This is a genomic window from Bradyrhizobium sp. CCGUVB23 (genome assembly GCF_024199885.1).
Taxonomy (GTDB): domain Bacteria; phylum Pseudomonadota; class Alphaproteobacteria; order Rhizobiales; family Xanthobacteraceae; genus Bradyrhizobium.
Genome location: NZ_JANADQ010000001.1, coordinates 5295952 through 5317968 on the forward strand (window position 1 = coordinate 5295952; position 22017 = coordinate 5317968).

The following is a 22017-nucleotide window of genomic DNA, read 5'->3' on the forward strand; positions in this document are numbered from 1 at the left end:
TCCGTCGCGAGCCTTGTCTTCCATGTGGTTCTCGTGCCGCTCGTGGTATGGTTCTCGGTACGGACACCTCCACGTGCGGGGGCAGCCATGGTCGAGTATCCTGACAGACGGATCGACTACCCTGAGCAAGGATCGGGGCCGACCATTCTTTTCGTGCCCGGCTCATGGAGTACGGGAGCGCTGTGGCGTGGTGTGATCGCTCTCTTAGGAGATAGCTTTCGGGCGGTGACAATGAGCCTGCTCGGTTATGGCGACACCGAAGAGCGCCGCACCCCGGACGACATTTCTATCGAACGGGAGATCGACATCGTCGAGGCCGTCATCCAGCGCACCAACAGCGCTGTCCACCTCGTTGGGCATTCGTGGGGTGCCACGGTGTGCTTGGCGACTGCGCTTCGTGACCGGACCAAAATCACGAGCCTGACCTTGATCGAGGCGACCCCCGTTCAATCTGCTTCGCCACTCCGGCGATCTCGCGCTGTACGAGCAAGTGCGCGCGATGGCCGACGCTTATGTCCGCGCCTGTGACGACGGAAAGCTGCTGGCTGCGCGGAGCATCATCGACTTCTACGGCGGTTACGGCAGCTTTGACGCCCTCCCAGCCCGGACCCGGGACTACATTGTTGCCACCACGCCGACGAACGTTCTCGACTGGTCGTCGGCATGGAGTTTTCGATGTGCCGCTTGCCGCCTATGCAGGCATCGCTGCGCCAAGCCTCTTCGTGCGAGGCGAGTGCGGTCATCCAGCCGTTCAGCGTGTCGCCGAGGTGCTGACTGACGCAGTCTCCAGATCGTCGCTAGTGACCGTACCCGGCGCCAGTCATTTCATGATCGCGACCCATACGCTGGATGTCGCGAGGCTCATCCGTGAGCACGTCGCGACGGTCGAGACGATGCGCTAGTTTAGCGACCGATCCGCACGGCAGCGCCGGAGGTTTCCACGGCGGTGCCGTGCGAGCAGGAGGCTACCGCGGGGGCGCGGTCGCGGCTCCCGGATACCGGGGCGGCGCTGTCGCCGTGCGCGGCGGGCCCTAGGCTATCGGGCTGCGTATGCAGGGGCGTGTCGCGGCTACCGCTACGGGGTCGGTGCGGCGGCAGTGGGTGCGGCTGCGGTCGGCGGGGCTGCGGGCCTACTACCGCGGCGGCTGCGGCTACGACGCGTACGGCAACTATGTTTGCCCCGGCGGGTACTATCCGTACTTAGCGGCGCGACGCAGTTTAATTGCTATGGGGGCATGGCGGACACGCCCCCATCTCGATTTATGAGAACGCGTCCTCGGCAGACATGTTGCCTAACCCGCAACTGCAACCACGAATTTTCTCGCGGCAGATATTCTCAATAGGAGCGGTCGCGCGTACCCCGCTCGCGGCGGCACCCCAAAGAACCCGCAGCCTGCCTTGGCAATGCCCCCTAAGATCTTGCAAGGGTTCCTTCACCTTGAGCCAGGGATACATCCGAATGGGCTATAGCCGGAGATCGCTTCGCGCTGAAGAGTGAGACCGCCGCTGCTGGGGGCCAAACGGAGATGTCCGATGGGTGTGGCAGGCTGGCGCTTTGCGCATATGACGAGAACTCTCCGCGTCCGGGCGGTCGTTATCGGCGTGCTGGAAGAGTTGCCGTTTATCTGCCCGGTGGTGGTCGCAATCGGCTCGCTGATCATGATCGGCATCACGCTCTGCAAGGATTGGCCGCAGTGAGGCGACCCGACGACCAAGGCGTGCTCAATCATCTATCGAATGATCTGCAACCTTCTTGCGCGCCTCGATATGAACCGTGCCAGCATCGAGCACACCGCCGTGCACGTCTGCTTGGCCCCAATTGGCGCGAGAGCAGACAATCCGGGACCGCCGCTTTGGGCCTAACGCGGACAAAGTCAACCGAAGCGCGCCTTGACCAAATCTGTGGCTAGGAGTGAGAGTACCGAAGACGTGGGTACCGGATTGGAGCGATGTCATGGTGCAGATAGCTCGATTGGCTGCGGGTAGCCTAATCATGCTGACAACGATGGTTGGGCCCGGCGGTGCAGCAGAGCAACAGTTCTCTTGCAAAGGGCAGGTCGTTCAAGAAATGACCAATCCGGCCGTTCAACCAAAACCAATCGATCTGAACGTGAAGTTGGGCGACACGAACAAGCTGTTCATAACGACGGGCGACGGAAAAATGCTTGCTCCCCGCATTACCAGCAATAACAAGATCCAACTTAAGTTTGCGACGAAGGAGTTTGTTGGAGAATATTTCCACTATACCGGCGATCTATTCCTCATCTACAACTCTGGGCCGCTCGCGCGGCTCAATTGCTCGCGCTCCTGACCCCAATCGATGGGGCATGCGAGCGAACATCCGCCTTTGCGCATTGGCGGCTTTCGCTTTGTGTCCAAAAGCGGTAAGGGCCAGAGCGAGCGAACGTTTTCCACTTTGCTCCTCAAATGACGCAAGGCGTTGGCGCGAGGCCGTCGCAAGGCAGTACAGCGCGGCGGGAGCGCAGGGCATACCGGACCGCAGCGGCGGCAGGGCCGTAGCGGGCCCCGCCCGAGCATTTATCCGGCGCCTGTGCGGCCTGACTTCGGCGCATCAGCGGCCTTCCTAGAGGAGCCGGCAGATATGGCACAACGGCGGACACATCGGGTCAGAGACGTTGTATTTATTGACTTATTTCGTCATACCCGGTTCACAAGGGGAGAAGGAAGGTGGCAGCGTGAACTAGGCGCCGCTACCCTAAGAAAAATCGCTCCAGCTCAGATGCCTTGCATCGAGATCGCCGAGCGTGACGGCATCGCGGATCTCCTGCGGCGTATGAAAGGCGCTGCGGAGATACACGAGTGGAACGGCCAGCGCAGAATGGGTGACGCTGCGAACCTCGCCGACGAAAATCGAATGCGTCCTCGTTACGAATTCCTGCGCCAGCACGCAGTCGAATGCGGCGACCGCATCCACCAGCAAGGGGACGCCAGTGACGCCTTGCGTCCATTGCCCGAACGCAAAACGGTCGTCGCCGTTGACGCCCTTCTGTCCGCTGAAGGTCAGTGCCAGCAGTGCGTGGTCCTCGCTGAGGAAGTTGACGGCGAAAGCGCCGTCCTCGCGGATGCGCGCGTGGGCGCTGGCATTGCGGTTGACGCAGGCGATCAGCGACGGTGGATTGTCCGACAGCGAGCATGCCGAGGTCACGGTCAGTCCGGTGCGCTTGCCGTTGTCGGTGCCGACCGTCACCAGCGCAACCGCGCCGGCGCATTGCCGCATCGCCTGCTTGAAGTCCTTTGCATCGATCGTCACGCATGATCTCCACGAATGAGAGCGGGTGCGGATGTGCGTCCCGCACCCGCACGTCGTCACGCCGCCTTGCGCGCGCTGCCGAGATGCTTCAGCCTCGGCATCACCTCTTTCTTCAGCAGCGCCAGCGAATGGTGCCAGGCTTCCGGCTTGTGCTTGTAGTCGAAGCCGAATACCAGGAGCACGCCGAAGCCGCCGACCTCCTCGTAGATCTTCTCGATCTTCTCGGCCACGGTCGACGGCGAGCCGACGATCCAGTTGCGCTTGGCGCAATATTCGACCGTGACGTCGCTGTCGGACACGTCTGGTGCATGCTTCAGATAGTCCTTGAAGCCGAAATGGCCGAGCAGCGGCAGGAAATACTCGCCCATCATCCGGCCCATCATGTCACCGGCCGAGAGCTTCCAGGCCTCCTCGTCGGTGTCGGCGACGAACACCTCGCGCACCAGCCGCCAATCGCTGCGGTTCGGCTTCCGGCCGGTCTTGGCGGCGCCGATCTCGACGGAGTCCCAATGGCTGCCGACATAGGCCGGATTGAGATTGAGGCTCATCGGGATGAAGCCGCGCTCGCCGGCGAGCTTCAGCGTGTCAGAGTTCTTCGAGAGGCCGGCGACGCCGATCGGCGGATGCGGCGCCTGCACCGGCTTGATGTGGGGTTTCAGGAAATCGAACATCGTGTCGGGCTTGGTCACCGTCCAGTATTTGCCCTTATGGGTGAAGGGCGCAGGCTCGGTCCAGAGTTTTAGAATGATCTCCAGCGCCTCGCGCGTCATCTCGCGGTTCTGCCCGCTCATGCCGTCGACGTTGAACATCGCCCAATCGCTCGGCAGCCCCGAGGCCGCGACGCCGAAATTCAGCCGTCCTTCCGAGAGGTGATCGAGCATCGCGACTCGATTGGCGAGCTCAGCCGGGTGGTGATAGGGCAACAGGAAGCCGCCCGGTCCGATCCGGATGTTCTTGGTCTGCAACAGCGCCTGCGCGATCAGAAGGTCGGGCGTGGGATTGGGCTCCCAGGGCGCGGTATGATGCTCGCCGATCCAGGCCTCCTGATAGCCAAGCTCATCGAGCCAGCGCATTGTCTGGAGGTCCCAGTCGTTTCCTTCCTTCAAGCCGCACTCCGGCGGATGCGAAGGCATCGTGAAATAGCCGATCTCCATGGTGTTTCCTCGTTCAGTTGTTGACGCGTCTTGGCTGCGCGGTTCCGGCAAAAGAGCAAGCGGTGTGCCAGCGATGTGGGCACACGGCGAGCCGAGAAAGGGCTGGTTTGCGCGTGCAATAGTCGATATCTGAGGGACGGATGCAGGAGCTATCGTCTCATTGTCGCGAGACGATGTCTTGGCGGTGAGACCAGGCGAGTCCTGATGTCAGGACCAGATGATCAAATCAGGGGACGTGGGGTATCATGACGGAAGCTGCCTATGTCGCGGTGGATTGGGGCACCACGAGCTTCCGGCTTTGGCTGATCGACCGTGACGGCCAGGTTCTGGCTGAGCGCCGCAGCAGCGAAGGCATGATGGCGGCGGCCAGGACCGGTTTTGCCGGAGTGCTGCAATCGCATCTGGATGCGGTTGGAGCGGGAAGCGATCTGCCCGTTCTGATCTGCGGCATGGCCGGCGCCCGCCAGGGCTGGGTTGAAGCCGGCTATGTCGATACCCCGGCGCCGCTCGCCGCGATCCTCGCGCGCGCGGTTCCCGTCGCCGGACAGGCGCGTGACATCCGCATTCTGCCCGGCATTGCGCAGCGTGACGCTGCCGCGCCGGATGTGATGCGGGGCGAGGAGACCCAGTTGCTCGGCGCGCTTGGTCTCGACCCAGCCGGCGAGGCGCTGGTCTGCATGCCCGGCACGCATTCGAAATGGGTCAGCGTCAGCGGCGGAACGGTCGCGCGTTTCGCCACCTTCATGACGGGCGAGCTCTTCAGCGTCGTCTCGCGCGAGACGATCCTCTCGCACGCGGTCACTGCTGCCGACGACGCGGAGGACCGTGAGGCGTTCAGGTCAGCGGTTGCGGCCGGGTTCAAGACCCCGGCATCCGCGGCCAACCTTCTGTTCCAGGTGCGATCGCGGCAGCTCTTGTTCGGCGGCACGCCGTCTGCGGCGCGCGAAACCATCTCGGGCACCCTGATTGGGATCGAACTTGCGGCAGGGCTCGCGCACGGCCGGCCGCAAAGCGGCATCAGGCTGGTTGCGTCGGGACGGCTTCAGATGCTGTATCGGCTGGCGTTTGAAACACTCGCGGTGGCGGTCGAGCCGATCGATGCCGACGAGGCGTCGCGCCGCGGCCTTGCGATGGCGGCGCGTGCCATCTGGACGAGATAGAAGGAATCTTGAAATGACCGTGCCATTTCCGACGATGAAGCGCCCGCTGGTCGCAATCCTGCGCGGCGTGAAGCCCGACGAGGCCGACGTTATCGTCAGCGGGCTGATCGAAGCCGGTATGACCGCGATCGAGATTCCCCTGAACTCGCCCGATCCATTCCGTTCGATCGAGATCGCGGTGAAGCGCGCACCCGCAGGCGTGCTGGTCGGCGCCGGCACGGTGCTCACGACCGCCGATGTCGACCGGCTGAATGAGGCCGGCGGCAAGCTACTGGTGGCTCCGAATGTCGACACGCAGGTGATCGCGCGCGCGCATGAGCACCGCATGGTGACGATGCCCGGCGTGTTCTCGCCGACCGAAGCGCTGCTTGCGGCGAGGGCCGGCGCCTCGAGCCTGAAGTTCTTTCCGGCGAGCGTGCTGGGCGCCGCGGGCATTGCCGCGATCCGCGCCGTGTTGCCGGCAAGCGCGATGATCGCCGCGGTTGGCGGTGTCTCCGACCAGAACTTTGCCGAATACGTCAAGAGCGGCGTTCGTGCCTTTGGCCTTGGCAGCAGCCTCTACAAACCGGGCATGACGGCGGCGGATGTCGCCGCGCGCGCCAGGGCGACGATCACGGCCTACGACCTCGCGATTGGGGGCGTGTGAGAGCGGAGCGTTAGCTTCGTCTTGCCGAGGGCCACACCAGCCGCTCATGCCGGCGCGCAAAGCGCTGCCAATGCAGCACCGCGCCGACCAGCAGCGCAGGCACGAAGCCGAGGATGATCAGGAAGTTCGGCAGCGGTAGCGGCGAAATGAATTCGATGGCGATGTCCGAGATCAGCCACAGCGCGGCGAACAGCACGGCAAAATCGGTGCGCGGAAAGCGCAGGTAATAGAAGATCGCGGTGATGATCACCGCAGGCCCGATTGCGACGCCGATCATGACCGCGGTCAGCTCTTTCGGCGTCAGCGCGTCCAGCACCATCGACGCCAACAGCCATATGGCGGCGAACATGGCGATGATGTCGATCGGGTGCCGCACTGCGGTTCCTCTGGTGGAATCCGCGTTATCGTTGTGGCGCTTACGCCGGCCGTCAAGCCCCAATGCGCCTATTCTTCCTCGCTCCCCGGCGTCGGCCGCAGCATGAAATGGCCGAAAGCCGACGCGATCGGCTTGTCCGGGGCGTCCTGCCAGGCCCTTGCCTCGAACGCGACGATGCGCCGGCCCTGCTTGACGATCGAGACGTTGGCAAAGCTGTCGAGGGCGCGGCCGGAGCGCAAATAGTTGATCGTCAGTCCGATCGGCTTGGGTGGCGCGGAGATTCCGAGCTCGCGCGTCACGCCGACGATGGCGGTGGTCTCTAGAAACGCGCCAGTCATGCCGCCATGGATCGCGGGCAGGATAGGGTTGCCGATGATCTTGGGCGAGAACGGCATCATCAGCGTGCCGTCGTCCTGGACGCGGATGCCGAGGCAGCGCGCGAACGGGCTGTTGGCGAAGGTACCAGCCGGATCTTCCGGTACGTCCAGCGTCGGGATGCTGCGCTGGTCGCTCGCGCGGTCGGCAAGCATGTTGGTGCGGTTCGCGCCGATCATGAAGCAGGCAGTCGCGGTTGCAACCGGGTCGTCCTCTGATTCCTGGTAGGCCGTCGAGCGCACGAAGGCGATCGAGCGCGTGGTGCGAAAGCAAATCGAATGCGCTCTGATGTCGAGGCCGGGCGTGGCCGGCTTCTGGTAGTCGATGCGCAAATCCAGCGTCGCGATCGCGCGCGTGCCGTCCAGCGCGAGCTGCACCGCCATGCCGCAGCTCTCATCCAGCATAGCGGTGACGACGCCGCCATGCAGCACGCCGGTCTCGGTGTCGCCGACGAAGGCGGGACGGTAGGGCAGGCTCGACCAGGCTTCGCCAGGCGCTGCGCGGTCGAGCCTGAGCCCGCTGATATGGCCATAATCGGAGCGGCGGCCCTTGATGGCCTCGGCGAGCGCGTCGAACGGGAGCGTTGTATCTTGCGATTTTGCCATGGCTACCTTTTAGACCGTTCTGGTGGCTTCCGCAAAATCGCGAGCATCATTCGGGGCTCGACAGGCGAGTGCGAAGCAACGATGCTGTGGGACCATCTGTTTTGAGAACGACGAGGAACCCCATGGCAGACCCCAACGCGCCGGCGACCAATCAAGGGGGCGTGACCATCTCCACGGGAAGCGCCGAGCGGGCGCCGCTCATCTATTTCGATGGCGTCTCCTGCTTCGGTCACCACAATGGCGCGATCCAGATCGAGCTCGCCGCGAACCTTTTGATGCCGGTCGGTCCGGGCGTGCGGGTCGATGTGATTCAGACCGGACACATCCGCTGCAGCCCGGCCGCCGCCATCGCCTTGCGCGAAGCGCTCGACAAGGCCCTCGCCATGATGCAGCAGGGCCAGCAGCAGCCGACGGAAACGATCCCGGTGATGAAGAATTGAAATCCAATGTCGTCCTGGCTTTGGCCAGAACGACGATTCGAGGGACGCGCGAAGCCGCTCATCCCTTCGTCACGTGCACCTTCGGCTTCTTTCCGGCATTCCACTTGCCGTCGATGGCGCGCTCGATTTGTGCTGCGAGTTGCAACAAAAGGCCGTCATTGGCCTGCTTGGCGATGCCCTGGATGCCGAGCGGCAGGCCAAGCTCGTTCTCGGCGAGCGGCAGTGAGATCGCCGGCATGCCGCAGAGGTTCGCCAGCGGCGTGAAAGCGAAATTGCGCCAGAGATTGCCGAACCAGTCCAAAACGTCCGGATTGTCGGAGATCGTGAGATACTCCCTGGTGCCGACCTTCGGCGTGGGCAGCGCGGTGACCGGCGTCAGGATGACGTCCCACTGCTCGAAAAACGCGCCGAAGCCGCGCGATGTCGTGTTGAACACCGCCTGCATCTTCGCCCGTTCGGCAAAGCTCGTGTGGCGGCCCGCCTCCCAGATCCGGATGTTCATAGGCTCGATCAGATCTTCCGGCGGCCGCTCCAGCCCGCGCGCGGCGAGCATGTTCGAGATCACGACGGCGAAGTTGGAGATGTAGCAGGTGGTCTGCGCCTCGAAGGCGGCGCGGAAATCAAGCTCGGGCAGGGCAAAGTCGACGTGATGGCCGAGGCCTTCGAGCAAGCGGCCGACCTTTTCCAGCTCGGCTGCGATGTGCGGCGTCGCGCGATAATCGCCCCATTGGTGCGACAGCGCGATGCGCAGCTTGGCCGGATCGCGCTTGATCATCTCGCAGTACGGCTGCGCCGTGGTCCAGAACGGCATGAACTCGCCGGGCGCCGGGCCGCGGGCATGATCGACGAAGGCCGCAGTATCGCGCACGCTGCGCGACTGGCAGCCCTGGATCGAGACGAGCCCGGTGAGATCGGACATGTGCGGCGCGAGCGAGAACACGCCGCGCGACACTTTCAGCCCGATATTGCCGTTGACCCCTGCCGGAATGCGGATCGAGCCGCCGCCGTCGGTCGCATGCGCAATCGGCACGATGCCGGCCGCCACCGATGCGGCGCTGCCCGCCGACGAGCCGCAGGTGGTGTAGTCGGTATTCCAGGGATTGCGGGTGACGTAGACGGCCGGGTTGTCGGCCGAGCTGCACACGCCGAACTCGGGCGTCGTGGTGCGTCCGATCAGGTTCAATCCGGCCTGGCGGAATTTCGATGTGAGGAAGGTGTCGGCGCCTGTGCGATTGCCGCGCATCAGCAGCGAACCCATCTCCTGGAGGCGACCTTTCATGGTGGGCCCGAGATCCTTCATCAGGAAGGGCAGGCCGGCGAACGGGCCGGTGAGATTGGCGCCATCCTTGGCGGGATCCGCGATCACGTCGTCGAACAGCTCGACCACGCCGGACAGTGCGGTATCGACCTTCGCCACCGCTGCCGCGGCCTGGCGCGCCAATTCGGCAGGCGTGAGCTCGCCCTTTTTGACGCACGCAGCCAGCGCCACGCCATCATGCTGCGCCCACTCATTCCAGCTCATCGGCAAAGTCATAGCGATTCAATCCTCTCGTTCGGCGGCGACCATAGTTTCGCGAGAGGGCGTGTCAATCGACGGCACCCGCATGGCAGCGCCGCCGAATCCGGCGATTTCGCCGGTTGTTCTGCCGGCGCGCTCGCCCGGGCTAAATCCTGAGATTGAAGTCCTTCGACGAGTCGCGCCGCAAGCGTTGTTCGAATGCGAGTTGGAGAATGACGATAGCTCAACGTACTGCGTCATTGGGAGCGCAGCGTAGCAATCCAGAAATCTTTCCGCGGGTACATTCTGGATTGCTTCGCTGCGCTTGCAATGATGAGATCGCGGAAAGAGCATGGTACACTCTTGCGCCCCGGCTCTGCAGTGCACCACGCAGTGGTGCGCTGCAGAGCCGGGGCCTATACCGCCGAGGCTGCGTATGGCCTCTGGGTCCCGGCTCTGCGCAGCAGCGCTCACGCGCTGTAGCGCGTCCGGGACACGAGAGTTGTCCTTTCCGGCCATAACCAGCCGAATGTGGCGAGATCGCATCAAGGCAACAAAAAATCCCCTGTCGACGGTTCCCTGTCGTACCTTGATGAATCAAGTCGGGATGGTCCATAAGCGGCGTCCCGCGGGCCGTCGGTTCGGTTCGCGTCGCGTGCTTGGATTAGAGGAAACTGGCGTGGCAAACATCAACCAGAAGATTGCGCAGGAGCTCGGGGCCCGGGAGGAGCAGGTTCAGGCGGCGGTGGAGCTGCTCGACGGCGGCGCCACGGTTCCGTTCATCGCCCGCTACCGCAAGGAAGCCACCGGTGCGCTCGACGACGCGCAGCTCCGCACGCTGGAAGAGCGCCTCGTTTACCTGCGCGAGCTCGAAGACCGCCGCAAGGCCATCCTCGAATCGATCCGCGAGCAGGGCAAGCTCGACGCCGCGCTGGAGGCCACGATCATGGCCGCCGACAGCAAGGCGCGCCTCGAGGATATCTACCTGCCGTTCAAGCCCAAACGCCGCACCAAGGCGGAGATCGCCAAGGAGGCCGGCCTCGAGCCGCTCGCCAACCAGTTGATGGCGGAGCCCGCGAACGATCCGAAGGTGGTGGCCGAAGCGTTCATCAATGCCGAGAAAGGCGTGGCCGATGCTGCCGCCGCGCTCGATGGCGCCCGCGCCATTCTCGTCGAGCGCTTCGACGAGGACGCCGACCTGATCGGGAGCCTGCGCGAGGAGATGTGGACCAATGCTCGCATGGCCTCCAAGGTGCGCGAGGGCAAGAAGACCGAGGGCGAGAAATTCGCCGACTATTTCGACTTCTCCGAGCCGCTGACAAAACTCCCGTCGCACCGCATCCTTGCGATGTTCCGCGGCGAGAAGGAGGAGATCCTCGATCTCCAGATCCAGGCCGAGGCCGAAGCGCCGCCGGCGGGCGTGCCCAGCGCCTATGAATTGAGAATCATGAAGCGGTTCGGCATCGCCGACCTCAAGCGTGCGGGTGACCGCTGGCTGATCGACACCGTGCGCTGGGCCTGGCGCACCAAGATCCAGGTGCATCTCAACATCGATCTGCGGATGCGGCTGTGGAACGCGGCCGAGACCGAGGCCGTGCGCGTGTTCGCCTCCAACCTGCGCGACCTGTTGCTGGCCGCTCCTGCCGGCACCCGCGTCACCATGGGGCTCGATCCCGGCTACCGCACCGGCGTCAAGGTCGCGGTTATCGATGCGACCGGCAAGGTGGTCGACACCACCGCGATCTATCCGCACGAGCCGCAGCGGCAGTGGAACGAATCGCTCGCGATCCTCGGCAGGCTTGCGCTGAAGCATCGCGTCGAGCTGATCGCCATCGGCAACGGCACCGCTTCGCGCGAGACCGACAAGCTGGCGACCGAGCTGGTGAAGGGCCTCGCTGAGCTGAAGATGACCAAGATCGTAGTGTCGGAAGCGGGCGCGTCGGTCTATTCGGCCTCCGCCTTCGCGTCGCAGGAATTGCCGGGCCTGGACGTGACCCTGCGCGGCGCGGTCTCGATCGCCCGGCGCCTCCAGGATCCGCTCGCCGAGCTGGTCAAGATCGAGCCCAAGGCGATCGGCGTCGGCCAGTATCAGCACGACCTCGGCCAGGCCAAGCTCGCCAAGTCGCTCGATGCTGTGGTCGAGGACTGCGTGAACGCCGTCGGCGTCGACGTCAACACCGCATCTGCGCCGCTGCTCGCGCGCGTGTCGGGCGTAGGTGCGGGCCTTGCCGCAAGCATCGTGCAGCATCGTGACGCCAACGGCCCGTTCAAGTCGCGCAAGGCGCTGAAGGACGTGCCGCGACTCGGACCCAAGGCGTTCGAGCAATGCGCGGGCTTCCTGCGCATCGTCGGCGGCGAGGATCCGCTCGATGCCTCCGGCGTCCATCCGGAAGCCTATCCGGTGGTGCGCCGGATCCTTGCGGCCACCAAGAGCGACATCAAGGCGCTGATCGGCAGCAGCGAGATCGTGCGTACGCTGAAGCCGAAGGATTTCGTCGACGAGACCTTCGGTTTGCCGACTGTCACGGACATCCTGCGCGAACTCGAAAAGCCGGGCCGCGACCCGCGCCCGGCGTTCAAGGCCGCGGTGTTCAAGGAGGGCGTCGAGGAGATCAAGGACCTCAAGAAGGGCATGATCCTCGAGGGCACGGTGACCAACGTCGCAGCCTTTGGCGCCTTCGTCGATATCGGCGTGCACCAGGACGGCCTCGTGCACATCTCGGCCATGTCCAAGAATTTCATCAAGGATCCGCGCGAGGTGGTGAAGCCCGGCGATATCGTCAAGGTGAAGGTGCTGGACTTCGAGGTTGCCCGCAAGCGCATCTCGCTGACGCTGCGCCTCGACGACGAGGTCGGAGCCACGAAGGACGCGCCTGGCATGCAGCGCGATAATTCGCGCAACGCCGGCCGCATGACTTCGTCGGCGCCGCGCAAGCAGGAATCCTCCGGCGGCGGCGCGCTCGCCGAAGCCCTGCGCCGTGCCGCCGAAAAGAGCGGTCGCGGCAAGCCGGCCTGAGGCGCGGAGCCAAACTAACTTCCGCGTCAGAATCTGGCGCATTTGTAAGTTGAAGGAGCCCGTCTATTCTCATCTCCTGAGCCTCCTCAGGCGGCGAGGCATGTCGCCGCACTGCAAGGAGGTTTTCCGATGAACAACAGGCTTCTCACAGGCCTCGTCGCAGCGGCAGTTGCCGCGACGCTGGCGGTTGCGTCGCCCGTCCTCGCGCAGCGCGGTGGCGGCGGGGGCCATGGCGGCTTTGGCGGCGGTGGCGGCGGGCATTTTGGTGGCGGCGGCATGGGCGGCGGCATGGGTGGCGGCATGCGTGCTGGTGGCATGGGCGGCGGTATGGGTGGCGCTCATTTTGGCGGCATGGGCGGTGCTCGTTTTAGCGGAGCGAGTTTTGGCGGTGCGCGCTTCGCCGGCGCGAGTTTTGGTGGCGCGCGCTTCGCCGGTGCACCGATTGCAGGCCGTGCCGCCTTCGGACCGCGCTTTGCAGGCAGCCCAATGGCCGCCCGCGCGGCTTTCGTCGGGCCGCGCTTCGCCGGCGCCGGCTTCCGCGGCAGGCCCTTCATCGGCCGCCACGCCTTCTTCTTCCGGCACCATCGCTTCAATCGCTTTGCCTTCTTCGGCGCGCCCTTCATCTATGCCGGCTATTACGACGGCTGTTGGCGCCGGAGCTGGACGCCCTGGGGCTGGCAGTGGGTCAATGTGTGCGGGGACGACTGGTACTAACATCGCGTGACCGCACCGTTGTCGCGATCGCCGCCGGGCAGTTCCGCCCTGCCCCGGAACGGGATAGTCTGGTGGCGATCGTCGCGCGGAGTTGAACCATGACCGGAGGTCACCGCCGCATTCTCGTCGTCGAGGACGACCTGGAGACCGCAGGCCAGCTCGCAGAAGAGCTGACGACGAGTGGCTACGAGGTCGATCTCGCTGCGACCGGGCGCGAGGCGCTCAGCCGCGGCAGCGCGCGCGACTATGCCGTGATCACCATCGACCGCATGTTGCCTGACATCGATGGCATCACGGTGATGCGCCAGCTGCGCGACGACGGCATCGCCTCGCCCTTCCTGATCATCTCCGCGCTCGGCGAGGTCGACGACCGCGTGCGGGGCTTGCGCGCCGGCGGCGACGACTATCTGGTCAAGCCGTTCTCCTTCGTCGAGCTGCTCGCGCGCCTCGAGGCGCTCGGCCGCCGCAGCGAGACGATCGCAAAGGAGACGATCCTGCGCGTCGGCGATCTCGCCATCGATTTGATCTCCCGCAGCGCCAGCCGCCGCGGCAAGAAGATTCCGCTGCTGCCGCGCGAATTCCAGCTGCTCGAATATCTGGTCCGCAACGAGGGCCGCGTCGTCTCCCGCGCGATGCTGCTCCAGCACGTCTGGGACCTGCATTTCGATCCCTCCACCAACATCATCGACGTCTATGTCGGCCGCGTCCGCCGCAAGGTTGACGACAGCCAGGCCTATCCGCTGATCCACACCATCCGCGGCATCGGATATTGCCTCCGTGCTCCTGGCTAAGACGCTCAAGTCATCGACGTTCCGCCTGGCGCTGATCGCGATTGCGGTCTTCGGCCTGATCGTCGCGGCAATCATCGCCTATGTCTATTTCGGAACGCTCGCCTATGTGCAGAGCCAGGTCGGCCATGTCGGCGATCACGACGGCTTCACCGGGATGATCGAGCTCGCCATGATCGCGGTCGCCCTGCTGCTGCTGGTGCTCGCCGCGGTGGCCGCCGTGCTGGTGACGCGGCGCACGGTCGGCCGCATCGAGCAGATCAATGCCACCAGCCGCGCCATCATGCTCTCCGGCCTCGATCAGCGCATCCCCTTGCGCGGCAGTCACGACGAATGGGACAGCGTCGCTGAAAACCTCAACCACATGCTCGACCGCATCGAAACCCTGATGGGCGAGGTCAAGCAGGTCAGCGACAACGTCGCGCACGATCTGCGCACGCCACTGACGCGCATGCGCGGCCGTCTGGAGAAGGCCTATCACGCCCCGCGCAACAGCGAGAATGATGCGGCGCTGATCGGCGACACCATCGCCGATCTCGACGCCGTGCTCGGCATGTTCGCCTCCATCACGCGAATTTCCGAGATCGAAACCCGCGCGCGCAAGGGCGCGTTTCGCGAGCTGAACCTCGTTGAGATCGCCGGCGAGGTCGTCGAGCTCTACGATGCCGCGGCCGAGCAGGTCGCAACCCGTCTCAATTTGACGGGCGATCGCGAGGTCAGGGTCACCGGCGACCGCGACCTGCTGTTCGACGCTATCGCCAACCTCGTCGACAACGCCATCAAGCATGGCCGCGCGAGCGGGCAGGTGAGCGTGACCTGCACCTCCAAGGACAGCGCCGCGGTGATCGCGATTGCCGACGACGGCCCGGGCATCCCGGCAGGCCAGCGCGACCAGGTGTTCAAGCGTTTCTACCGGCTCGAGCAGAGCCGCTACACGCCCGGCAATGGTCTCGGCCTGAGTCTCGTCGCAGCCGTCGCGCGCCTGCACGGCGCGGAGGTCTCGCTGCGCGACAATGCGCCGGGACTGACCGTCGCACTCAGATTCCCGCCGCCCTCCGCGCTGTGATCCTACAGGTTGATCACGCCGCGCCGCGCGGCATGGGCGACCGCGTCGGTGCGGCCGGTGGCATCCAGCTTGTCGAGCAGCGAGCCGACCTGGAACTTGACGGTGTGCACGGAGATGCCGAGCTGGCGCGCGATCATCTTGTTCGAGGCGCCCTCTGCCATCAGCGCGAGCACGTCGAGTTCGCGCGGCGTCAGCTCGATATCGGCCGGCGAGGGCTGCTGGTCGCGTACGACCACCGCGGCCGGGGCTCCCGGCGCGACCAGCCGCAGGCCCGCGATGCTGCCGAGCAGCAGTGCAAGTCGATCGGCGAGAGCGGGGTCGCCGACTTCGAGCGCGACCGCGATGTCCTGCGTCGTGTCCTCGCTCACGCCTCCGGCCTCTCGCCGATCGTGACCTTGAAGCTCACCGGCTCGCCGCCACGCCGCACCGCGACGTCGACGACCGAACCCACGCTCTCGGGTCCGAGGGAGCGCGACAGCGCGCGGACGCCAGCGAGCTTCTCGTCATTGACGGCGACGATGACGTCGCCCTGCCTGATGCCGGCCGCGGCAGATGGCCCGGACTTGTCGACATTCATCACCATCGCGCCGACGCCGTCATCGAGCCGCACCGGTTGCAGGCCGAGCCCGAGATAGCCGCGTGCGATCCGGCCGCGCGTTTCGAGCTGCGCTGCGACGCGCTCGATGGTGGCGGACGGGATCACCAGCACGCGCCGCGGTCCCTGCACCGCCATGCCGAACGGCTCGCCCAGGGCATTCAGCGCGAGCCCGCCCTCATGGCTGCGGCGCAGTCGCACGTCGAGCTCGATCCGGGCCTCGATGTCGCCGCCGCGCAGGCTGCGCCAGCGTGGGCCCGCGAGCGACACCATGCCGAGAGATGCCGTGGGTGCGCCACGGTCGGCCGCGACGACGACGGCGAGCGAACCGAGCGCGGGGGCGGCGGAGGCGGAGGTCAGCTTGACCGGCGGGATATCGGCATCGACGCGCAGCAGTGCGATGTCGGTGGTGTGGTCGCGGCCGGCAATCGTGGCCGTCCGCGTGCTGCCGTCGGCAAGCCTGATCTCGACTTCGCCCTCGTCAGCCAATGCCTCATCGGCGGTGATGATGAGGCCCGCCTTCCAGGCAAAGCCGGAGGCGCGCAACCGATGCGAGTGAACGGAGACGAGCGAAGGCGCGGCGCGCGTAACGACATCCGAAAGCGCTGACGAGAGCGCGGCAAGGGGGGTGGGGTCGGTCATGGAAGGCTCCTGTCGGTTGCCCCAAATCTGGGATGCCGCGGGCGCTCTGAAAACTGGCCGGATGGCCAGGAAGCTCCGTAATGGTCCGGCCGACGAACATGTGATTGGGAGGAGGTCACGGGAACGTGTAGCAATCGGCCGGCCATTGCGCCTCGCGGCCTCAACGCGTTTTCGAGAAGACCCCGGATGACCATCGACCTTACCCGCCGCACGCTGCTTCATCTCGCTGGCGCCACCACGCTCGCGGCGGCCGCTGCGGCCGCGGCAAGCGCCGAAGGCAATCCGGTCAACGTCGGGCCGACCTATGCGAGCCGCACACCGATGCGCGTCGGCATGGTGACGCTGCGGGTCAAGAATCTCGATACCGTCGCCGACTACTATCGCGACGTGCTTGGCCTCACGGTGATGGAACGCTCGGCGGGGGCAGCGCGGCTCGGCGCCGGCGGTGTGACACTGCTCGTGCTGGAGGCGCGGCCGGATGCCGCGATCGAGCCGCGCAGCGCGGCCGGCCTCTATCACACCGCCTTTCTGATGCCGACGCGCAAGGATCTCGCGCGCTGGCTGGTGCATGCCGCCTCGCATCGCGTGCCGTTGTCGGGCTTTGCCGATCATCTCGTCAGCGAGTCCGTCTATCTCGACGATCCCGAAGGCAACGGCATCGAGGTCTATGCCGACCGCGATCCTTCGCAATGGCAGTGGAGCCAGGGCTCGGTGAAGATGGCAACCGACGAGCTGAACATTCCGGACCTGCTGTCGCTCACGAATACCCGCGTCAGCGACTACGCGAAGGCGCCGGAGGGCCTGCGCGTCGGGCACATGCATTTGCGGGTCGGCGATCTCGCGCAGGCCGAAGGCTTTTATCACGGCACCGTCGGCCTCGATCCGACCCGCCGCCGCAACGGTGCCGCGTTCCTCTCCTCCGGCCGCTATCATCATCACCTCGGCATGAACGTCTGGCAGAGCCAGGGCGCCGGCCGCCGCGACGCCACCACGACGGGGCTTGCCTGGTTCTCGCTGGTGACGGAGAAGCAGGACATTCTCGCCGCCCAGGACGAGCGCCTGCGCAAGGCAGGCGCGCAGGTCACGGCGCTAGCCAACGGCGTTGAAGCCGTCGACCCCTGGGGCACGCGGGTGCGGCTGCTCAAGGTGTGAGGCGACAGCTAGGTAGTGTCTCAGTTTGAATTTATCTTTCCCAAATTCTCGCAATAATCCCAAAGACTAGGGTTGCGGCTCCCACCACCGTCAAGATTCCTACAATGAGAAATTCAGCCTGGATCCACTGTTCGCTGAAAGTACCTTCAAAAAACCGAAACCAGACCAGAATGGTGACAAGGAGGACGGCCGCAGTTAGAGCTGCTTTGAAACAAAACTTTGAAAACTTCACGAGTGGGTCCCTATAACTATGATCGACGGCTAATCCGGTCCCCGCTATTCGCGGTCCTTACAAGAAGCGAATTGCCGATGAAATTTCAAACTGAGACACTACCGACAGCTAGAGCTCGATATATTCCCGCTCGCCGGTCTCGGGCCGCGTGAACACAGCCACGCGGCGCTTGGTCTCGGGATCGATGAAGCGCTCGCCGGTGTCGACCCAGCCGGGACCTGCAGGCCGCCTGGACGCCGGCTTGTAGCGCGTGTCGTAGATGAGGCTCAGGATCAGGCCGATGCCCACGAAGGTGAGGGGCACGCCGAACGGAAAATAGTGGCCGGCGATCAGGAGCACGGCGGCAATCACGAGCGCGGCGATCCCGATTGGCAAAGCCATACTCTGCTCCCTGTGGCCTAGCGCGAGGCCTCGATCACGACCGCGGTGCCGTAGGCCACGATCTCGCTCATGGTCTGGCCGATCTCCGCGGAATCGAACCGCATCATCACGATCGCGTTGGCCCCCATTGCGGTGGCGTTCTCGACCAGGCGGTCGATGGCGTGGCGGCGGGCATCTTCGAGCAGCCGCGTATATTCGGGGATCTCGCCGCCGACGATCGAGCGCAAGCCGGCGACGATATTGCCGCCAAGTCCGCGGCTGCGGACGACGATGCCAAAGCACTGGCCGAGCGTCCGGACGACGCGGTGGTTGGCTACGTTCTCCGTGGTGACGATCAGCATGTGGCTTTCCCGACAGGTTGGCTGCAACGTCCCATTAGTCCGTCCATGCAGCAGGCGGGTTCATTCGCCGGCTTGCTTGTCGGCCTCACGGGGGCATGTTAGCACCCGCGAAACCATACGGGCGGACCTGCAACGCCCGATCTGCCGCAGGGTTACCTGACATGCCCGATTTCCACGGCGTCTTCCCCTATCTCGTCTCGCCCGTCGATGCGAACGGCATCGTGCGCACCGGCGTGCTCGGCCGGCTCTGCGACGACCTGATCGGCGCCGGCGTGCATGGGCTGACGCCACTCGGCTCGACCGGCGAGTTCGCCTATCTCAACGCCGCACAGCGTATGGCGGTCGTGCAGACCACGATCGAGACCGCGAAGGGCCGCGTGCCTGTGGTGGCCGGTGTTGCCTCGACCTCGACCGCCGATGCGGTCGCGCAGGCCATGGCGTACCAGAAACTCGGTGCCGACGGCATCCTGGCGATCCTCGAGGCCTACTTCCCGCTCGCGGATGCGCAGGTCGAATCCTATTTCCGCGCCATTGCGGACGCGGTCGACATTCCCGTTGTCATCTACACCAATCCGCAATTCCAGCGCTCCGATCTCACGCTCGACGTGATCGCGCGCCTCGCCGAGCACCCGCGCATCGGTTACATCAAGGATGCTTCGACCAACACCGGCCGGCTGCTGTCGATCATGAACCGCTGTGGCGACAAGATCCGCGTGTTCTCGGCTTCCGCACATATTCCGGCCGCGGTGATGCTGATCGGTGGCCTCGGCTGGATGGCGGGACCAGCCTGCATCATCCCGCGCCAGAGCGTCGCACTCTACAATCTCTGCAAGGACGGACGCTGGGATGCGGCCATGGCGCTCCAGCGCAAGCTGTGGCGCATCAACGAAGCTTTCGCCCGCTTCAACCTCGCCGCCTGCATCAAGGCAGGGCTGACGATCCAGGGCTATGACGTCGGCGACCCCATTCCGCCGCAGGCGGCGCTGACCGCCGAGCAGCGCAAGGCCGTCGAGGCGGCGCTGCGGGATCTTGCATAATTGTCATTCCGGGTTCGATGCTACGCATCGCCCCGGAATGGCGAACATGTCGCGGCATGACGAATTTGCAGGTCCTGCCCGCACAAAACGTCGGCTGGCCTCGTTTGCCTCGATCCGCTAAAAGGCGGCCGCACTTTGAGGCTTAGAGGACAAGCGGAATGAACATTCTTCCCGGCAATTTGCGTTTCGGAGCGGGCAAGCCAGTCAAGCGTTTGGAAGACCAGCGACTGCTCACCGGGAAGGGGCAGTTCATCGACGACAAGCCGGAGGACGGCGCGCTGTGGCTGCACGTGCTGCGCTCGCCGCATGCCCACGCAAAAATCGTGTCGATCGACACCAGCGCAGCGGCGACGATGCCTGGTGTGACCGCGATCTACACCGGCGCCGATCTGATCAAGGACAACATCGGCGAGATTCCCACGCTGAACATCTTCAGGCGTCCCGACGGCAAGCCGATGACGGTGCCGCCGCGCCGCCTGCTCGCCCATGAGGTCGTGCGCTATGCCGGTGAGGCCGTTGCGGCCGTGGTCGCCACCTCGGGCGTTCTGGCGCAGAGCGCGGCCGAAGCGATCGTGGTCGACTATGACGTGCAGCCTGCGGTCGTCGATCCCGTCGAGGCGGTGAAGCCAGGTGCGCCCGTGGTGTGGCCGGAGGCGCCCGATAACATTGTCGGGGCGATGGCCTACGGCGACGCTGCCAAGGTCGAGGAAGCCTTCGCGAAGGCTGCGCATGTGGTCGATCTCGATCTCGTCAGCCAGCGGCTCGTGCCGTCTGCGATGGAGCCGCGCTCGACCATTGCCGAGATCGAGAAGAAGTCCGGCCGGCTTCTCCTGCACGTGCAGTCGCAGACGCCGGCCTCGACCCGCGACGTGCTCGCGGGAGCGGTGCTGAAGCGGCCGATCGAGAGCGTGCGCGTGCTGGTCGGCGACATCGGCGGCGGCTTTGGCCAGAAGACCAACCTCTATCCGGAGGACGGCATCGTCGCCTATGCCGCGACCAAGCTGAACAAAAAGATCCGCTGGCGCGGCGACCGTACCGACGAGTTCGTCGGCGGCACCCATGGCCGCGATCTCACCTCGACCGCCTCTTTCGCACTCGACGAGAAGGGCAAGGTGCTGGCCTATCGCGTCAAGTCGATCGGCTGCACCGGTGCCTACTCCTCGGGCGCCGCCAACATCATCCCGCTGGTGCTCGGTCCCTTCGTGCAGACCGGCGTCTACGACCTGCCGTTGGTGCATTTCGAGATCAAGACGGTGATGACCCACACCGCACCGGTCGGTGCCTATCGCGGCGCGGGCCGCCCCGAGGCTGTGTTCATCGTCGAGCGCCTGTTCGACGCCGCCGCGCGAAAAATCGGCATGGATCCGCGCGCGATCCGCAAAGCCAATTACATCAAGCCGGCTCAGCTCCCCTACACCAACGCTGCCGGGCAGGTCTACGATTCCGGCGCCTTCGCGCACATGCTCGACCGCGCCGCGAAGCTTGCCGATTGGGAGGGCTTTGCCGCGCGCAAGCGTGCTGCGAAGAAGAAGGGCCTGCTCTATGGCCGCGGGCTCACCTCCTACATCGAGTGGACCGGCGGCCGCGCGCACACCGAGAAGGTCAGCCTGCACGCGACCTCACAGGGCCGCGTCATCCTGCATTCCGGCACCATGGCGATGGGGCAGGGACTACAGACTACCTACACCCAGATGATCTCCGACACGCTCGGCATTCCCCTCGACAAGATCGACGTGGTGCAGGGCGACACCGATCTTGCGACCGGCTTCGGCAGCGTCGGTTCGCGCTCGCTGTTCGTCGGCGGCACGGCGGTCGCGGTCTCTTCGAACGACCTGATCCAGAAGGCGCGCGAGAAGGCGTCGAACGTGCTGGAGACCTCGGTCGAGGACATCGAGTATCAGGGCGGCATGCTCACCGTGGTCGGCACCGACCGCCGCATCAGTCTGTTTGAACTCGCCGAGAAGGAGGAGGGCGCCAAGCTCAGCGTCGATTCCGAAGGTGAGGTCGATGGACCTAGCTGGCCGAACGGCACGCATGTCTGCGAGGTCGAGATCGATCCGGAGACCGGCGTATCCCGCGTCGTGCGCTACACCACGGTTGACGACGTCGGTGTTGCCGTCAATCCGATGCTGGTCACCGGCCAGATCCATGGCGGCGTCGCGCAGGGCATTGGGCAGGCACTCTATGAGGGCGTCGCCTATGACACCGAGGGCCAGCTCCTCACCGCGAGCTACCAGGACTATTGCATCCCGCGTGCCGACGACGTGCCGCCGATCGAGGTGACGCTCGACGATTCCGCACCCTGCCGAACCAACCCGCTCGGCGCCAAGGGCTGCGGCGAATCCGGTGCCATCGGCGGCCCGCCCTGCGTGACCAACGGCGTGATGGACGCGCTCAGTGAGCTCGGCATCGCCCAGCTCAACACGCCGCTGACCCCGCAAAAGATCTGGCGGGCGATCCGGGACGCGAAGGCGGGAGCGTAGGCGCTACGTCGCGTTTTTACGTCGGCTGTCGCCACAGCCCCAACT

23 protein-coding genes are annotated in these 22017 nt (G+C 65.1%); 14 read left to right on the forward strand and 9 right to left on the reverse strand.

Translation table 11 applies throughout. The features are described from left to right. Nucleotides 1-87 precede the first annotated feature (87 nt). The 4 genes from NLN62_RS24550 (at nt 88) to NLN62_RS24565 (ending at nt 2311) form a co-directional block, all read left to right on the forward strand. Nucleotides 88-528, forward strand: coding sequence for an alpha/beta fold hydrolase (locus tag NLN62_RS24550; RefSeq protein ID WP_254110533.1), 441 nt, complete (start codon nt 88-90; stop codon nt 526-528). Nucleotides 529-677: 149 nt separating this feature from the next. Then, entirely contained in the window at nt 678-902 is a 225-nt protein-coding gene (locus NLN62_RS24555; protein ID WP_027528114.1) for an alpha/beta fold hydrolase, read from the forward strand. Between the two features lie 631 nt (nt 903-1533). After that, nucleotides 1534-1698 (forward strand): hypothetical protein, encoded by a 165-nt coding sequence (locus NLN62_RS24560; protein WP_254110534.1) that lies wholly within the window; start codon nt 1534-1536, stop codon nt 1696-1698. 256 nt (nt 1699-1954) lie between these two features. Continuing rightward, complete coding sequence (locus NLN62_RS24565) at nt 1955-2311, forward strand: hypothetical protein (RefSeq protein WP_027527757.1); 357 nt, start codon at nt 1955-1957, stop codon at nt 2309-2311. 405 nt (nt 2312-2716) lie between these two features. Here the strand turns inward: NLN62_RS24565 and NLN62_RS24570 are convergent, their stop codons facing one another. Both NLN62_RS24570 and NLN62_RS24575 read right to left on the reverse strand, forming a co-directional pair. Then, complete coding sequence (locus tag NLN62_RS24570; protein WP_027527756.1) at nt 2717-3271, reverse strand: flavin reductase family protein; 555 nt, start codon at nt 3269-3271, stop codon at nt 2717-2719. 56 nt (nt 3272-3327) lie between these two features. After that, nucleotides 3328-4425, reverse strand: coding sequence for an LLM class flavin-dependent oxidoreductase (locus NLN62_RS24575; RefSeq protein WP_027527755.1), 1098 nt, complete (start codon nt 4423-4425; stop codon nt 3328-3330). A gap of 245 nt (nt 4426-4670) precedes the next feature. Here NLN62_RS24575 and NLN62_RS24580 point away from each other — a divergent pair, with 245 nt between their 5' ends. Both NLN62_RS24580 and NLN62_RS24585 read left to right on the forward strand, forming a co-directional pair. Beyond that, nucleotides 4671-5585, forward strand: a complete 915-nt coding sequence (locus tag NLN62_RS24580) for a 2-dehydro-3-deoxygalactonokinase (protein WP_027527754.1) — start codon at nt 4671-4673, stop codon at nt 5583-5585. Nucleotides 5586-5598: 13 nt separating this feature from the next. Beyond that, nucleotides 5599-6231, forward strand: a complete 633-nt coding sequence (locus tag NLN62_RS24585; protein ID WP_027527753.1) for a 2-dehydro-3-deoxy-6-phosphogalactonate aldolase — start codon at nt 5599-5601, stop codon at nt 6229-6231. 10 nt (nt 6232-6241) lie between these two features. Here the strand turns inward: NLN62_RS24585 and NLN62_RS24590 are convergent, their stop codons facing one another. Both NLN62_RS24590 and NLN62_RS24595 read right to left on the reverse strand, forming a co-directional pair. Next, a complete protein-coding gene (locus NLN62_RS24590) occupies nt 6242-6607 on the reverse strand; it encodes a hypothetical protein (RefSeq protein ID WP_027527752.1) in 366 nt (121 codons plus the stop codon). A 68-nt stretch (nt 6608-6675) separates the two neighbouring features. Next, nucleotides 6676-7587 (reverse strand): PaaI family thioesterase, encoded by a 912-nt coding sequence (locus NLN62_RS24595; protein WP_027527751.1) that lies wholly within the window; start codon nt 7585-7587, stop codon nt 6676-6678. A gap of 122 nt (nt 7588-7709) precedes the next feature. Between NLN62_RS24595 and NLN62_RS24600 the strand changes: the two genes are divergently transcribed. Beyond that, nucleotides 7710-8027, forward strand: a complete 318-nt coding sequence (locus NLN62_RS24600) for a hypothetical protein (protein ID WP_027527750.1) — start codon at nt 7710-7712, stop codon at nt 8025-8027. A gap of 58 nt (nt 8028-8085) precedes the next feature. Here the strand turns inward: NLN62_RS24600 and NLN62_RS24605 are convergent, their stop codons facing one another. Then, a complete protein-coding gene (locus tag NLN62_RS24605; protein ID WP_254110535.1) occupies nt 8086-9561 on the reverse strand; it encodes an amidase in 1476 nt (491 codons plus the stop codon). A gap of 643 nt (nt 9562-10204) precedes the next feature. On the opposite strand from NLN62_RS24605, the gene NLN62_RS24610 reads away from it, so the two are divergent. The 4 genes from NLN62_RS24610 to NLN62_RS24625 all read left to right on the forward strand — a co-directional run bounded on the left by NLN62_RS24610 (nt 10205) and on the right by NLN62_RS24625 (nt 15109). Further along, nucleotides 10205-12541 (forward strand): Tex family protein, encoded by a 2337-nt coding sequence (locus NLN62_RS24610; RefSeq protein WP_027527748.1) that lies wholly within the window; start codon nt 10205-10207, stop codon nt 12539-12541. A 129-nt stretch (nt 12542-12670) separates the two neighbouring features. Continuing rightward, entirely contained in the window at nt 12671-13255 is a 585-nt protein-coding gene (locus NLN62_RS24615; protein WP_027527747.1) for a pentapeptide repeat-containing protein, read from the forward strand. Nucleotides 13256-13353: 98 nt separating this feature from the next. Then, nucleotides 13354-14046 carry a response regulator transcription factor gene (locus tag NLN62_RS24620; RefSeq protein ID WP_027527746.1) on the forward strand — a complete coding sequence of 231 codons (693 nt, stop codon included), beginning with the start codon at nt 13354-13356 and terminating at the stop codon, nt 14044-14046. Continuing rightward, the gene (locus NLN62_RS24625; protein ID WP_027527745.1) at nt 14033-15109 is read left to right on the forward strand and encodes a HAMP domain-containing sensor histidine kinase; all 1077 of its coding nucleotides are present in this window, start codon (nt 14033-14035) and stop codon (nt 15107-15109) included. Before NLN62_RS24620 ends, NLN62_RS24625 begins: the two co-directional genes overlap by 14 nt. 2 nt (nt 15110-15111) lie before the next feature. Here NLN62_RS24625 and NLN62_RS24630 read toward each other — a convergent pair whose 3' ends face one another. Together NLN62_RS24630 and NLN62_RS24635 are read right to left on the reverse strand one after the other, a co-directional pair. Beyond that, entirely contained in the window at nt 15112-15477 is a 366-nt protein-coding gene (locus NLN62_RS24630; protein WP_254110536.1) for a response regulator transcription factor, read from the reverse strand. Beyond that, a complete protein-coding gene (locus NLN62_RS24635) occupies nt 15474-16346 on the reverse strand; it encodes a S1C family serine protease (protein ID WP_027527743.1) in 873 nt (290 codons plus the stop codon). The genes NLN62_RS24630 and NLN62_RS24635 overlap by 4 nt, the downstream gene beginning before the upstream one ends. Before the next feature lie 186 nt (nt 16347-16532). Between NLN62_RS24635 and NLN62_RS24640 the strand changes: the two genes are divergently transcribed. After that, the gene (locus NLN62_RS24640) at nt 16533-17498 is read left to right on the forward strand and encodes a VOC family protein (RefSeq protein WP_027527742.1); all 966 of its coding nucleotides are present in this window, start codon (nt 16533-16535) and stop codon (nt 17496-17498) included. A gap of 340 nt (nt 17499-17838) precedes the next feature. On the opposite strand, the gene NLN62_RS24645 is transcribed toward NLN62_RS24640, so the two are convergent. Then, nucleotides 17839-18111: a hypothetical protein gene (locus NLN62_RS24645; RefSeq protein WP_027527740.1), complete on the reverse strand. Its 273-nt coding sequence runs from the start codon at nt 18109-18111 to the stop codon at nt 17839-17841. 17 nt (nt 18112-18128) lie between these two features. After that, the gene (locus tag NLN62_RS24650; RefSeq protein WP_027527739.1) at nt 18129-18452 is read right to left on the reverse strand and encodes a YbjQ family protein; all 324 of its coding nucleotides are present in this window, start codon (nt 18450-18452) and stop codon (nt 18129-18131) included. Nucleotides 18453-18613: 161 nt separating this feature from the next. Between NLN62_RS24650 and NLN62_RS24655 the strand changes: the two genes are divergently transcribed. Both NLN62_RS24655 and NLN62_RS24660 read left to right on the forward strand, forming a co-directional pair. Continuing rightward, a complete protein-coding gene (locus NLN62_RS24655) occupies nt 18614-19489 on the forward strand; it encodes a dihydrodipicolinate synthase family protein (RefSeq protein WP_027527738.1) in 876 nt (291 codons plus the stop codon). Nucleotides 19490-19647: 158 nt separating this feature from the next. Then, a complete protein-coding gene (locus NLN62_RS24660; RefSeq protein WP_254110537.1) occupies nt 19648-21972 on the forward strand; it encodes a xanthine dehydrogenase family protein molybdopterin-binding subunit in 2325 nt (774 codons plus the stop codon). The last annotated feature ends 45 nt before the right edge of the window (nt 21973-22017 follow it).

Bases quoted from the DNA above. Each gene is read 5' to 3' on its own strand.
- NLN62_RS24550 (WP_254110533.1), top strand. From the start codon at position 88: ATGGTCGAGTATCCTGACAGACGGATCGACTACCCTGAGCAAGGATCG.
- NLN62_RS24560 (WP_254110534.1), top strand. From the start codon at position 1,534: ATGGGTGTGGCAGGCTGGCGCTTTGCGCATATGACGAGAACTCTCCGC.
- NLN62_RS24565 (WP_027527757.1), top strand. From the start codon at position 1,955: ATGGTGCAGATAGCTCGATTGGCTGCGGGTAGCCTAATCATGCTGACA.
- NLN62_RS24575 (WP_027527755.1), bottom strand. From the start codon at position 4,425: ATGGAGATCGGCTATTTCACGATGCCTTCGCATCCGCCGGAGTGCGGC.
- NLN62_RS24580 (WP_027527754.1), top strand. From the start codon at position 4,671: ATGACGGAAGCTGCCTATGTCGCGGTGGATTGGGGCACCACGAGCTTC.
- NLN62_RS24585 (WP_027527753.1), top strand. From the start codon at position 5,599: ATGACCGTGCCATTTCCGACGATGAAGCGCCCGCTGGTCGCAATCCTG.
- NLN62_RS24595 (WP_027527751.1), bottom strand. From the start codon at position 7,587: ATGGCAAAATCGCAAGATACAACGCTCCCGTTCGACGCGCTCGCCGAG.
- NLN62_RS24600 (WP_027527750.1), top strand. From the start codon at position 7,710: ATGGCAGACCCCAACGCGCCGGCGACCAATCAAGGGGGCGTGACCATC.
- NLN62_RS24605 (WP_254110535.1), bottom strand. From the start codon at position 9,561: ATGACTTTGCCGATGAGCTGGAATGAGTGGGCGCAGCATGATGGCGTG.
- NLN62_RS24615 (WP_027527747.1), top strand. From the start codon at position 12,671: ATGAACAACAGGCTTCTCACAGGCCTCGTCGCAGCGGCAGTTGCCGCG.
- NLN62_RS24620 (WP_027527746.1), top strand. From the start codon at position 13,354: ATGACCGGAGGTCACCGCCGCATTCTCGTCGTCGAGGACGACCTGGAG.
- NLN62_RS24635 (WP_027527743.1), bottom strand. From the start codon at position 16,346: ATGACCGACCCCACCCCCCTTGCCGCGCTCTCGTCAGCGCTTTCGGAT.
- NLN62_RS24640 (WP_027527742.1), top strand. From the start codon at position 16,533: ATGACCATCGACCTTACCCGCCGCACGCTGCTTCATCTCGCTGGCGCC.
- NLN62_RS24645 (WP_027527740.1), bottom strand. From the start codon at position 18,111: ATGGCTTTGCCAATCGGGATCGCCGCGCTCGTGATTGCCGCCGTGCTC.
- NLN62_RS24650 (WP_027527739.1), bottom strand. From the start codon at position 18,452: ATGCTGATCGTCACCACGGAGAACGTAGCCAACCACCGCGTCGTCCGG.
- NLN62_RS24655 (WP_027527738.1), top strand. From the start codon at position 18,614: ATGCCCGATTTCCACGGCGTCTTCCCCTATCTCGTCTCGCCCGTCGAT.
- NLN62_RS24660 (WP_254110537.1), top strand. From the start codon at position 19,648: ATGAACATTCTTCCCGGCAATTTGCGTTTCGGAGCGGGCAAGCCAGTC.